This is a genomic window from Agrococcus sp. AC640b (assembly GCF_979255995.1).
In genome coordinates this window covers 25,715-37,382 of record NZ_CEEDMM010000016.1, presented here as the reverse complement: position 1 = coordinate 37,382, position 11,668 = coordinate 25,715, and the positions used below count along the sequence as shown (strand labels likewise).

9 protein-coding genes and 1 tRNA gene are annotated in these 11,668 nt (G+C 71.9%); 4 read left to right on the top strand and 6 right to left on the bottom strand.

Annotated features, from left to right (window positions below):
• Positions 1 to 36 precede the first annotated feature (36 nt).
• Positions 37 to 1,506: a S1C family serine protease gene (locus ACZ6H8_RS07715; protein WP_464146074.1), complete on the bottom strand. Its 1,470-nt coding sequence runs from the start codon at positions 1,504 to 1,506 to the stop codon at positions 37 to 39.
• Between the two features lie 100 nt (positions 1,507 to 1,606).
• Here ACZ6H8_RS07715 and ACZ6H8_RS07710 point away from each other — a divergent pair, with 100 nt between their 5' ends.
• A complete protein-coding gene (locus ACZ6H8_RS07710) occupies positions 1,607 to 2,815 on the top strand; it encodes an aminotransferase class I/II-fold pyridoxal phosphate-dependent enzyme (RefSeq protein ID WP_464146072.1) in 1,209 nt (402 codons plus the stop codon).
• Positions 2,816 to 2,819: 4 nt separating this feature from the next.
• Here ACZ6H8_RS07710 and ACZ6H8_RS07705 read toward each other — a convergent pair whose 3' ends face one another.
• On the bottom strand, positions 2,820 to 3,641 hold the full coding sequence (locus ACZ6H8_RS07705) for a carbon-nitrogen hydrolase family protein (protein WP_464146070.1): 822 nt from the start codon (positions 3,639 to 3,641) through the stop codon (positions 2,820 to 2,822).
• Positions 3,642 to 3,710: 69 nt separating this feature from the next.
• On the opposite strand from ACZ6H8_RS07705, the gene ACZ6H8_RS07700 reads away from it, so the two are divergent.
• Positions 3,711 to 4,046, top strand: coding sequence for a thiamine-binding protein (locus ACZ6H8_RS07700; protein WP_464146069.1), 336 nt, complete (start codon positions 3,711 to 3,713; stop codon positions 4,044 to 4,046).
• Positions 4,043 to 4,750, top strand: a complete 708-nt coding sequence (locus tag ACZ6H8_RS07695) for an AIM24 family protein (RefSeq protein WP_464146067.1) — start codon at positions 4,043 to 4,045, stop codon at positions 4,748 to 4,750. Before ACZ6H8_RS07700 ends, ACZ6H8_RS07695 begins: the two co-directional genes overlap by 4 nt.
• Positions 4,751 to 4,787: 37 nt before the next feature.
• Here ACZ6H8_RS07695 and ACZ6H8_RS07690 read toward each other — a convergent pair whose 3' ends face one another.
• The 4 genes from ACZ6H8_RS07690 to ACZ6H8_RS07675 form a co-directional block, all read right to left on the bottom strand.
• Entirely contained in the window at positions 4,788 to 5,129 is a 342-nt protein-coding gene (locus tag ACZ6H8_RS07690; protein ID WP_464146066.1) for a CHY zinc finger protein, read from the bottom strand.
• Positions 5,130 to 5,218: 89 nt separating this feature from the next.
• A tRNA-Met gene (locus tag ACZ6H8_RS07685) sits at positions 5,219 to 5,295 on the bottom strand.
• Between the two features lie 62 nt (positions 5,296 to 5,357).
• The gene (locus ACZ6H8_RS07680) at positions 5,358 to 8,354 is read right to left on the bottom strand and encodes a UPF0182 family membrane protein (protein WP_464146065.1); all 2,997 of its coding nucleotides are present in this window, start codon (positions 8,352 to 8,354) and stop codon (positions 5,358 to 5,360) included.
• A gap of 96 nt (positions 8,355 to 8,450) precedes the next feature.
• Positions 8,451 to 9,515 carry a YlbL family protein gene (locus tag ACZ6H8_RS07675; protein ID WP_464146063.1) on the bottom strand — a complete coding sequence of 355 codons (1,065 nt, stop codon included), beginning with the start codon at positions 9,513 to 9,515 and terminating at the stop codon, positions 8,451 to 8,453.
• A gap of 83 nt (positions 9,516 to 9,598) precedes the next feature.
• On the opposite strand from ACZ6H8_RS07675, the gene ACZ6H8_RS07670 reads away from it, so the two are divergent.
• Positions 9,599 to 10,963: a zinc-dependent metalloprotease gene (locus ACZ6H8_RS07670; protein WP_464146062.1), complete on the top strand. Its 1,365-nt coding sequence runs from the start codon at positions 9,599 to 9,601 to the stop codon at positions 10,961 to 10,963.
• Positions 10,964 to 11,668: the final 705 nt, after the last annotated feature.

The window sequence follows — 11,668 nt, the reverse complement described above, 5'->3', positions numbered from 1 at the left end:
ACCCGTGCGATGACGCGCCGCGTCGCCGATGCGTCGCTAGAGCGTGCCGAGCGTCACGTCGACGTCCTGCTCGGATCCTGCGCGCAGGATCGTGAGCGTCACGCTCGCCCCGCCGGCCTCGGCGCGCACCTGCGCTGTGAGGTCGGTGGCGCTCGCGACCGAGGTGCCGTCGACTGCCGTCACGACGTCGCCCGCCTGGAGCCCCGCGCCCGCGGCTGCGCCGTCGGCCGTGACCTCGGCGAGCTGTGCTCCCGTGCGGCCGACGCTCACGTCCGTCACGTCCGTCACCGACGCGCCCAGCAGCCCGTGCGTCGCCGAGCCGTTCGACACGATCTCGTCGACGACGCGCTGCACGAGCGACGACTCGATCGCGAAGCCGATGCCGATGGAGCCGCCGGTCGACGAGTCCTCCGACATCGATGCGATCGCGACGTTGACGCCGATGAGCTGGCCCGCCGCGTTCAGCAGGGCGCCGCCGGAGTTGCCGGGGTTGATCGACGCATCCGTCTGCACGACGGGGATCGAGACGCTCTCCTGCGCCGCCTGCGTGCCCTGCTGGCTCCAGAAGCCGAACGGCGACTGCTGCGACTCCTCCGAGTCGCCATCCTGCGGAGCGCTCGAGGCGATCTGCAGGCCGCGGTCGACGGCGGAGACGATGCCGTCGGTCACCGAGTTCGACAGGCCCAGCGGCGAGCCGATCGCGATGGCGGTGTCGCCGACCGAGACGTCCGACGATTCGGCGAACGTGATGACCGGGAGGTCGGCGTCGACCCGAAGCACCGCGAGGTCGACGGTCGGGTCGGTGCCGATCACGGTCGCCGCCAGCAGCTGCCCATCGGTCGTCTGCACCGTGATCTGCGCGTCGGAGGCGGCACCGTCGAGCGTGACGACGTGGTTGTTCGTCACGATGATGCCTCCATCGCCGACGACGACGCCCGAGCCCGTGCCCGAGCCCGACGACGCGACGGCCTGCACGGTCACGACCGACTCGGAGGCGGTCTGCGCCACGTCGGCGATCGTCTGCGGATCGGTGGACGAGGCGCCCGTGATCGTCACGTCGCTCGACGCCGACGGCGACGGGCCGCCGTCCTGGGCGATGAGCGTCGCAGCCGTCGCGCCTGCTGCGCCACCGAGCACGGTGCCGCCGAGGAGCCCGACGAGCGCGAGCACCGCGATGGGGCGGCGCTTGCGACGCGTGGGGGCCTGCGCGGCGGTACCGGGCGCCGCGGCGTAGGCGGCCGCGGCGTCGTGCGAGCCGAACGGCTCGTGCGAGCCGAACGGCTCGTGCGAGCCGAAGGGCACAGAGGCGGGGTGCTGCCACGCGGGCTGCTGCGCGTGCGTCGGCTGCTGCCACGCGGCTGGCTGCGCGGGTGCCGACGGCGCCTGCGCGGCCGGCGGCGTGGGCACCTCGTGGCGGGGCTGGCCCCAGGTCGCCTCCTGCTGAGGCTCGTGCGGCCATCCGGTCGCGTCGTCCGGCGGCGTCTGGCCGCGATCGTCGTTCGTCATGACACCATGGGACGCCTCCCATCCATGCGATTCCTATGCGCCTTCGATGCCGCGGGTTCGGAACCTGAGGGCCTGCTGCGCGTTCCGATACCGTGGGGGCATGGCCGACGCACCGTGGCGCAGGACGGCGGCAGCCGCAGGGCTGCTGGGATCGACGGGCGAGATCGCACCGACGATCTTCGCCGAGATGACGGCGCTCGCGACGCGCACGGGGGCGGTGAACCTCGGGCAGGGCTTCCCCGACTTCGACGGACCCTCGGTGGTGCTCGAGGCGGCGCAGCGCGCGATCCGCGACGGCGTGAACCAGTACTCCCCCGGTCGCGGGCACCCCGAGCTGCTCGAGGCCATCGCCGAGCATCAGCGCCACTGGTACGGGCTCGGCACGACGACGAGCGAGGTGCTCGTGACCGCAGGCGCCACCGAGGCGCTCGCCGCGACGATGCTCGCCTACCTCGAGCCGGGCGACGAGGTCGTCGTCTTCGAGCCGTACTACGACGCGTACGCGGCGGTCGCAGGGCTCGCGGGCGCCAGGCTCGTGCCCATCCCCCTGTCTCCGCCCACGTTCGAGCCCGACGTCGCGCTCATCGAGCGGGCGTTCTCGTCGCGCACGCGCATGGTGATCGTGAACTCGCCGCACAATCCCACGGGCGTCGTGTTCGACGAGGACGTGCTGCGCGAGGTCGTGCGGTGCGCAGAGCACCGCGACGCGCTCATCGTCACCGACGAGGTGTACGAGCACCTCGTGTACGACGGCAGGCACGTGCCCATCGCCGCCATCGAGGGAGCCCGCGATCGCCTCGTGTCGATCGGCTCGGGCGGCAAGACGTTCTCGACGACCGGGTGGAAGGTCGGCTGGCTCGTGTCGACGCCGGAGCGCGTGCGGCAGATCCTGTCGGTGAAGCAGTACCTGACGTTCGTGAACGGCGCCCCGTTCCAGCCTGCGATCGCCGCGGGGCTGCGGATGGACGACGAGGCCTTCGACATGCTCGCAGCGTCGTTCGCACGCAAGCGAGATCTGCTCACGCGCGGGCTGCGGTCCGTGGGCTTCACGGTGCCCGATGCGCAGGCAGGCTACTTCGTGCTCGCCGACGGCTCGAGCCTCGGGTTCCCGGATGCGACGGACCTCGCCCGCAGGCTGCCGGAGCTCGCCGGCGTCGTCGGCGTGCCGCTGGCACCGTTCGCGCGTGCGTCGCGACGCGACCTGCGCCCGTGGATGCGGTTCGCGTTCTGCAAGCGCGACGAGGTGCTCGTCGACGCGGTCGAGCGGCTCGGCGCGCTGCGCGGGCTCGCGCAGGCGCCGACCGCGTAGCCGCTCAGCCGCTCGCGACGCCGTGGCGGCGGTTCGCCAGCGACGGGTTGCGCTCGCGGACGCTCGCCGTGCGGGCGGCGTCGATGGGTGCGACGGCGATGCCCTCGGCCTCGCCGAGCTGCGCGAGCGCGACGCCCATGGGGTCGACGACGAGCGAGCGGCCCGCGCCGACCGGGGGTGCATGGTCGGCGGCGACGACGTGCACGGTGTTCTCGATCGCTCGCGCCGCGACGAGCGTGACCCAGTGGTGCTCCTTCAGCGGGCCGCGCACCCACTCCGCGGGCACGACGAGCACGTCGGCGCCCGCATCCACGAGCAACCGCGACTGCTCGGGGAATCGCACGTCGTAGCAGGTCTGGATGCCGACGGCGTGGCCGTCGACGTCGATCACGGGCCGCTGCGCCGGGTCGCCTGGCGTGAGCCAGTCGGACTCGCGGGCGCCGAACGCGTCGTACAGGTGCACCTTGCGGTAGGCGGCGAGCACGCGCTCGCCGTCGACGGCGACGACGGTGTTCGCCACGCCGTCCGGCTGCCCGTCGCGGCCCGCGAGCCGCTCCACCATGCCCGCGACCACGACGGCGCCTGCTGCCCGCGCGGCCTGCTGCAGCGTCACGACGAAGGGCCCGTCGAGCGGCTCGGCGACGTGCGCGGCGAGCGCCGCCATGTCGGCGTCGAACGCCTGCGAGTACTCCGGCAGCACGATGAGGCGCGCGCCGCGCGCCGCGGCCTGCGCGACGAGCGCTGCGATCCGTTCGCGGTTCGCTGCGGGGTCGGGGCCCGGCGCCCACTGGACGGCGGCGGCGAGGAGGGGGGCTGGCTGTGCCATGGCTCCAGCCTAGGCAGCGCCGCTCCGCCTGCGCGCGAGAGGATGGCGGCATCTCACGAAGGGAGCGACATGCTCGTCGCATTCTCGGTCGCGCCTGGCACGGCGGGACCTGACGGGTCGGTCCACGACGCCGTCGCCAAGGCGGTCCGCATCGTCCGCGAGTCGGGCCTGCCGAACCGCACCGACGCCATGTTCACGACGATCGAGGGCGAGTGGGACGAGGTGATGGCGGTCGTGAAGGCGGCGACCGACGCGATCCTCGAGATCTCGCCCCGCGCCTCGCTGGTGCTGAAGGCCGACATCCGGCCAGGATGGGCCTCGGAGCTCGACGGCAAGGTCGACCGCCTCGAGCAGGCCCTCGGGGCGCGAGCCCCGCAGCAGCAGGCACCGGAGGAGGACCGATGAAGAGCGAGCTCTTCGCGCAGGCGTACCACGAGAAGCAGACCCAGGAGCGGTGGGTCAAGCAGTCCGATCGCATGATGCGCGTCAACGTCACCGGCACCGACGTCATCGCCGCCAAGGGGTCGATGGTCGCGTACCAGGGGCAGATCCAGTTCCAGCACGAGGGCTCGGGCTCCGTCGAGAAGTTCCTCAAGAAGGCCGTCACGGGCGAGGGCGCGCCGCTCATGCGCATGCAGGGGCAGGGCGAGGTGTTCCTCGCACGCGACGCGCAGAACATCTTCACCGTCACGCTCGAGAACGAGGGGCTCACGGTCAACGGCGAGAGCCTCCTCGCGTTCGATCACACGCTGCAGTGGGACATCAAGATGCTGCGCGGCGGCGGCTTCATGGCAGGCGGCCTGTTCAACCTCGAGATCGGCGGCCACGGCACCGTCGCCGTCACGTGCGACGGGGAGCCGCTGCTGCTCGACTGCTCGCAGCAGCCCACGTTCGTCGACCCGCAGGCCGCGGTGTGCTGGTCGTCGAACCTGCAGCCGCAGGTCGTGAACTCGATGAACATGCGCTCGCTGCTGCGCGGCGGCACGGGCGAGGCGTTCCAGCTGGCCTTCCACGGCCCCGGCTTCGTCATCGTGCAGCCCAGCGAGGGCCGCCCGAAGACGACGGGGCAGAACGGCGGCGGCTCGAGCGGCGTCAGCCTGTTCGGCTGACCCTCGGCGCGAGCTGCGACGGCCCGTCTCCCGGCGCTCACGCCGCGGGAGGCGGGCCGTCGAAGTACCGGTGCCAGTGCAGAGCGCAGCCGGGGTTGAACGCGGCAGCGCATGCCGGGCAGACATCCGCGGCGCCGTACTCGGCGATCGTCAGCAGGTGGCCGCACACGCCGCACAGCACTGCGCGCTCGTCCCGCGCGTCCGCCGGCCACGTGACGGCCGGGTGCCCCGCCGTCTCGGCATGGCACGCGTCGCACGGGAAGAAGGCGCCGCAGCACGCGAAGCGGATCGCGACGACGTCGAGCGGCGACGACCAGTGGATGCAGCGGGTCTCGTCGTCGACCGTGAGGCCGAGCACGAGCGGGCGCTGACGCGGCATCCGCTCCCCCTCGATCGCCCCTGGCCGGGATCTCGAGACCCCCACCAATGGCAGAAGGCCCGCCATCTGGCGGGCCTTCTGCATTCACATGGTTGCGGGGACAGGATTTGAACCTGCGACCTCCGGGTTATGAGCCCGGCGAGCTACCGAACTGCTCCACCCCGCGGCACGAGATATGACTCTAGCACGGCTTCGAGCCCCTCTCGAACCACGGGGTGGAATCGGTCGCTACGGCGTCGTCTCCTCGCCGTCCGCGGTGCCCTCGTCGGAGCCTGCGTCGTCGCTCGAGCCGTCGCCGGTCTCGCCCGTGATCTGCCCGATGAGGGTGTTGGCCTGGTCCACGGCCTGCTGCAGCCGCTCGTCGGCCTCAGCGGCCGCCACGAGGTCGTTCGAGGCGTAGGCCGCCTCACGCTCCTCGAGCGCCGTCGCAGCCTCCTGGAGCGCCGCTGCGAGCTGCGTCTGCAGGTCGCCGACCGGCTCGGCCCCCTCCTCGCCCTCGACGGGCTCGCCCGTCTCGGGATCGACGGGCGTCACGCCCTCGTCGCCAGCCTGCGCACCCGAGTCGCCGCCGAACAAGGCGTCGAGCGCCTCGTCGAGCGTCTCCTCGAACGCGATCTCGTTGCCGAACGACACGAGCACGCTGTCGAGCACCGGGAACGTCGTGCCACCGGTCGACTGCAGGTAGATGGGCTGCACGTAGAGCATGCCGCCACCCACCGGCAGCGTCAGCAGGTTGCCGTACACGACATCCGACTGGCCGTCCTGCAGCAGGTTGAGCACCTGGCCGATCTGCGAGTCGGTGTTGAAGTTGTTCTGCGCCTGCCCGGGCCCTGGGATCTGCTGATCCTCCGGGATGTTCTGCAACGTGAGCTGGCCGTAGTTCTCGGCCACCTCCCCAGCCGTCGCTCCCGCATCCGAGTTCACCGACAGGTACCCGTAGAGCAGCTCGCGGCCGCTCGAGGGCGGGATGAACGTCGAGTACAGCGAGAACGCCGGATCCTCGCCGTTGATCGCCATCGTCAGGTAGTACGGCGGCTGCGCGGTGTCGTCGCCGTCAGGGTTCGTCGGGTTCTCGGGCGTGCGCCACACGTCGGTGCCCGAGTAGAACTCGCTCGCCTCCGTGACGTGGAACTCGCCGAGGATGGCCCGCTGCACCTTGAACAGGTCGGCCGGGTAGCGCACGTGCGCCAGCAGGTCGCCCGACATCTCGCTCACCGGCTGCAGCGAGCTGGGGTAGATCTGGTCGTAGGCCTGGAGGATCGGGTCCTCCTCGTCCCACGCGTACAGCGTCACCGAGCCGTCGAAGGCGTTCACGACGGCCTTCACCGAGTTGCGGATGTAGTTGACCTGGTCGTCGATGCCTGCGGGAGGCGTCGGGTTCTGCGAGTCGGCGATGGCTCCCGCCAGCGACGTCTGCGCCGAGCCCGGGTACTGGGCCGTCGTCGTGAAGCCGTCGACGATCCACACGATCTCGTTGTCGACGACCGACGGGTACGGGTCCTGGTCGAGCGTCAGGTACGGCGCCACCTGCTGCACCCGCTCGAGCGGGCTGCGGTTGTACAGGATCTGCGAGTCGTCGGCGACGGCGTTCGAGAACAGGATCTGCTCCGACTGGAACTTGATCGCGTACACGAGCCTCGACAGGAAGCCGCCCACCTCGGGGCCGCCCTGACCCTCGTACGGCGTCACGGTGCCTGCACCGATGTTGCCCTCGGCGCTCGTCGCCTCCGGGTCGCCCTCCGCCTCGGTCTCGACCGTCTCGTCCTCCTGCGTGCCACCGCCGACGATCGAGTACTCCGGGCTGTTCTCGCCGAAGTACACGCGCTGCTCGAAGTCGCCGAGCTGGCCCGTCGCCGGGATGCCCTGCTGCAGGAACACCGGTCGGCCGTCTGCGGCACGCTGGTTGCCGAACGCGCCCACGAGGCCGTAGCCGTACGTGTAGATGATGTGCTGGTTGTACCAGTCCTGCTCCGCGAGGAAGTCGGGGCTCAGCTCGCGCAACGCCACCACGGCGTCCTGCGTGACGCCGTCGATCACGTAGCGGTCCACGTCGAGCGACTCGTCGAACGCGTAGTACTGCCGCAGGCCCTGCAGCGCCGAGAACGTCACGCCCACGACCTCAGGGTCCTGCAGGCGGATGCTCGCGGTCGTCGCCTGGTCGGCAGCGAGCGCCCCCGCCTCCGGGTTCGTCTCGACGGCGACGTCGACCTCGGTCATCTCGTCGACGCCGTACGCGAAGCGCGTCGCGTCGATGTTGTCCTGGATGTACGGCTGCTCGAGCGTTCCTGCCGACGGGTCGACCTGGATGCGCTGGATGATCGCCGGGTAGCCGAAGCCGATGATGATCGAGGCGACGACGAGCAGCGCCGTGCCGACGATCGAGTGCCGCCAGCGACCGATGACGGCCGTGACGACGAAGAAGATCGCCACGAGCGCTGCGATGCCGGCGAGGATCTGCTGGCCGGGGATGCCCGCGTTCGCCTCGGTGAAGCCGGGACCGGTGTACACCTCGCCGCCGAGCGACGGCGACGTCATCGTCTGGTACTGGCTGAGCCACGTGCTCAGCGCGAAGACCGCCATCCACAGCGCCACGAGGACGCCGATCTGGATGCGGGCGCTGCGCGAGATGCGCAGCTCACGGTCCGTGACGCGCACGGCGCCGTACAGGTACGCCGTCGCGATCGTCGCGAGCCCGCATGCGAACAGCACCGCGAGCGCGAACGACGTCACCTCCTGGTAGAACGGCAGCTCGAACACGTAGAACGACGCGTCGAGGCCGAACTGCGAGTCGGTCTGCCCGAACGGCTGGCGGTTGAGCCAGAGCAGCGCGATGTCCCAGCGCGACGCGGCGGCGAGGCCGGCGAAGAGGCCGAAGACGGCGGGCACGACCCACATCGCCAGGCGACGCAGCGGCGCGACGAGCTCCTGGTAGCGATCGAGCTGGCTCGACAGCTGCGCGTACATGGGGCGCGAGCGGAACGCGACCTGCATCGCGAGCGCCAAGGGCACCGCCATCGCGAGGAACCCGATGGCGAACATGCTCGCCATCGCGACCCAGCGCACCTGCAGCACCTGCACGAAGCCCAGCTGGTCGAACCAGAGGATGTCGGCGTAGAAGCCGGAGAAGAACATGAACCCCACCACGATGGCCGCGACGACCGCGAGCGTGATGATGAGGGGCGAACGGCGCAGCGCGGTCTGGGCGCTGCCGGAAGTCTCGGTCAAGAGTCGGCTCCAGGGTCGACGGGGGGTCCACGCATCCTACCCGCGTGGGCTATGGCCTCCCCCGGTGCGTCCGCTCCCCGCGGAGCGGACGCCGCGTCAGCCGGCCGTGCAGGTCGGCAGGGCGTCGACGTCGCCGCCGGAGGCGACCGTCTCGATCGCCGTCATCGCATCGTCGAGCGTGTCGACCGCGACGACCCGGAGCCCGCCCGGCACGTTCCCGACGACCTCGCCGCAGTTCTCGACCGGCGCCAGGAACCAGGTGGCGCCCGCCGCGAGCGCACCGTGCATCTTCTGCTCGATGCCGCCGATGGGGCCGACGTCGCCTGTCGCGGAGATCGTGCCCGTGCCCGCCCAGTCGACGCCGCCCGTGAGCGAGCCCGGCGTGAGGCGCTCCACGATCCCGAGCGCGAACATCATGCCTGCGCTCGGACCGCCGACGTCCGGCAGGTCGATCGACACGTCGATGGGGAACGTGAAGGCGTTCTGCGGCACGATGCCCACGAGCCGCTGACCCTGCTCCTCGACGGGCTCGATCGTCACGGTCAGCCGCTCGCCGTCGCGCTCGACGTCGAACGTCGACGCGCCCTCGACCGACGCGATCGAGGCGCGGATCGACGTCACGTCGTACGCGACCTCGCCGTTGACGGCGAGGATGCGATCGCCCACCTCGAGCACGCCCTCCGCTGGGCTGCCCTGCAGCACCTGCGCGATCGTCACCTCCGCGTCGATCTCGTAGCCCTCGTGCAGCAGCGCCGCCGCGACGGCAGCAGCCTGCGACGACTCCATCTCGATGCGGCCGGCCTCGTTCGACTGCTCGATCGTCTCCTGCGGCGCGTACACGGCATCCATGGGGAGGATCTCGTCGGCGGGGTCGAGGAAGGCGCCCGCGACGTCGACCCACGTCAGCGGCCGCTCCGGGTTGCCCGCGATCGAGACCGTGAGCAGGGTGAGCGACCCGTCGACGTCGTCGTGGTCGAGGTCGGCGGGCACGGAAATGAGGGGGCCCGCGTCGGTCTCGCCGAGCGTGTCGAACGTGGGCCCTGGCTGCTCGACGACGTACGGGGACGGCAGGAACGCCATGCCCAGCAGGGCGCCGAGCGATGCGAACACGGCCACCCAGCCACCGATCGCGCGCCGATCGCGCCGCCGCGGGAAGAGCATCGGTGCCTCCTGTTCGCCGTCGGCGCAGGCTCGGATGCCCGCGAACGGCCCGCCGCCTGCGAGCCCGGCGATAGCGTAGCCCCATGGCCGATCAGTCCCCCGACCAGGACCCGGACCGCGATCCGGAGGCAGAGCTGCGCGACATGCTGCAGCAGTTCCTCGGCGGTCAGATCGATCCGCAGCAGCTCGCAGGCGCCGCCGGCATCCCCGCGGACCCCGCGCTGCTGCAGCAGCTCATGGCGCAGCTGCAGTCGGCGCTGCAGCGCACGGGCGACGGGATCGACTGGAGCGTCGCGAGGCAGCAGGCCGTGCAGGTCGTGAGCCGCGACCCCGGCAGCGTCTCCACCGAGGAGCGCGACGCGGTGCAGCAGGCTGCACGCCTCGCCGCGACATGGCTCGACGAGGCCACCCGCATCGGCACGATCTCCGACATCACCCTGCTCTCCAGGCAGCAGTGGGCGGAGGCGACGATGCCCGTGTGGCAGGAGATGAGCGATCCCGTCGCGGCCTCGATCGCCGACGCCCTCACCGACGCCATGCGGCAGCAGGCGCCCGAGGAGGCGCAGGAGATGATCGCGGGAGCCGGCAGGCTGCTGCGCAACGTCGGCGGCACGCTCTTCGCGATGCAGCTCGGCCAGGTCGTCGGCCAGCTCTCCAGCGAGGTGCTCTCGGGCGGCGACGTCGGCTTCCCGCTGCTCGACGAGCAGGCGGCGATGCTCCCCGTCAACCTGCAGGGCCTGCCGGAGAGCCTCGAGATCCCCGCCGACCAGGTGCACATCTGGCTCGCGACGCGCGAGCTCGCCCACGCCCGCCTCTTCCACCACGCGAAGTGGCTGCGACTGCACGTGCTCTCGTCGGTGCGCGAGTACGCGGAGGGCATCCGCATCGACGTCGAACGACTCGAGGAGCTCGCCGCCGACCTCGACATGTCCGACTTGCAGAACCCGCAGGCGCTGCGCGAGGCGCTCTCCTCCGGCTCGCTCATCCCGCCGAAGACCGACGAGCAGCTGCAGAGCCTCGGCAGGCTCGAGACGACGATCGCGCTCATCGAGGGATGGGTCGACTGCGTCACGGCCGACGCCGCCTCGCGTCTGCCGCGACGCGACGCGATCGCAGAGGCGGTGCGCCGGCGCCGCGCGACGGGCGGGCCGGCCGAGCGCGCGTTCGGCACGCTCGTGGGGCTCGAGATCCGTCCGCGCAGGCTGCGCGAGGCGTCCGCGTTCTGGCGCGCCGTGACCGAGGCCGTCGGCGCCGACGTGCGCGACTCGCTGTGGGACCACCCCGACCTGCTGCCGACCGCCGCCGACGTCGACGACCCGGCGCGCGTCATCGCGTCGCTGCAGGGCGGCACGCCCGAGCCCGACGACGTCGACCGTGCGCTGCAGGACCTGCTGGGCGACGAGGGCGGCGACCGACCGCACGAGCGCGAGGACGGCACGGCCGACTGAGCCGAGCGCGCCGATCGGTCGCTGTGGACAGCGGCGGCCGACGGCGACGCGCGTCGCCCATCCTGTCGCGCATGCTGCGCCTCGACCCCGCCCTGCCGATCATCTGGACGACGCCGACGAGCCTGCGCATCGGGGCGCAGCGAGCGCTCGCGACGCTGGTCGACGTCGACGACGCGACCGCGGCGCTGCTCGACCGCATGCATCGGGGCGTCGTGCCGTCGGAGCCCGCCGTCGTGCTCGGCGACGCCCGCGCCGCGCGCCTCCTCGCAGCGCTCGGGCCCGTGCTCGTCGGCCACCATCGACCGCGGCTGCGCGTCGAGGTCACGGGCTCCGGCCCCGTCGCCGGCACCCTGCGACGCGTGCTCGAGGAGGACGGCCACCGCATCGCGCGCCGCAGCATCGACGTGTCGATCCCCGTCGCCGACTGGCGTCTGCCCGACCTCGAGCGACAGCGGCTGCTCATGCGCGACCGCGTGCACGTGCCCGTCGTCGTCGGCGATCAGCGCATCGTCGTCGGCCCGTGGACCGTGCCAGGACGATCCGCGTGCCCTCGCTGCGCCGACCTCGCCGACGCGCACGCGGCCGTGCCGCACGGCCTGCCCGCGATCGACGCCGTGCCAGCCGCCGCCGTCGCCCAGACCGTCGCGCACGTCGCCGTGCTCGTGAACCTCGCAGCGCTCGACCGGAGCGAGGCGGGTGCGGGCG

What these genes read in the sequence shown, in the direction of transcription:
- ACZ6H8_RS07715 (WP_464146074.1), bottom strand. Translation starts at nt 1,506, where the DNA reads ATGACGAACGACGATCGCGGCCAGACGCCGCCGGACGACGCGACCGGA.
- ACZ6H8_RS07710 (WP_464146072.1), top strand. Translation starts at nt 1,607, where the DNA reads ATGGCCGACGCACCGTGGCGCAGGACGGCGGCAGCCGCAGGGCTGCTG.
- ACZ6H8_RS07705 (WP_464146070.1), bottom strand. Translation starts at nt 3,641, where the DNA reads ATGGCACAGCCAGCCCCCCTCCTCGCCGCCGCCGTCCAGTGGGCGCCG.
- ACZ6H8_RS07700 (WP_464146069.1), top strand. Translation starts at nt 3,711, where the DNA reads ATGCTCGTCGCATTCTCGGTCGCGCCTGGCACGGCGGGACCTGACGGG.
- ACZ6H8_RS07695 (WP_464146067.1), top strand. Translation starts at nt 4,043, where the DNA reads ATGAAGAGCGAGCTCTTCGCGCAGGCGTACCACGAGAAGCAGACCCAG.
- ACZ6H8_RS07690 (WP_464146066.1), bottom strand. Translation starts at nt 5,129, where the DNA reads ATGCCGCGTCAGCGCCCGCTCGTGCTCGGCCTCACGGTCGACGACGAG.
- ACZ6H8_RS07675 (WP_464146063.1), bottom strand. Translation starts at nt 9,515, where the DNA reads ATGCTCTTCCCGCGGCGGCGCGATCGGCGCGCGATCGGTGGCTGGGTG.
- ACZ6H8_RS07670 (WP_464146062.1), top strand. Translation starts at nt 9,599, where the DNA reads ATGGCCGATCAGTCCCCCGACCAGGACCCGGACCGCGATCCGGAGGCA.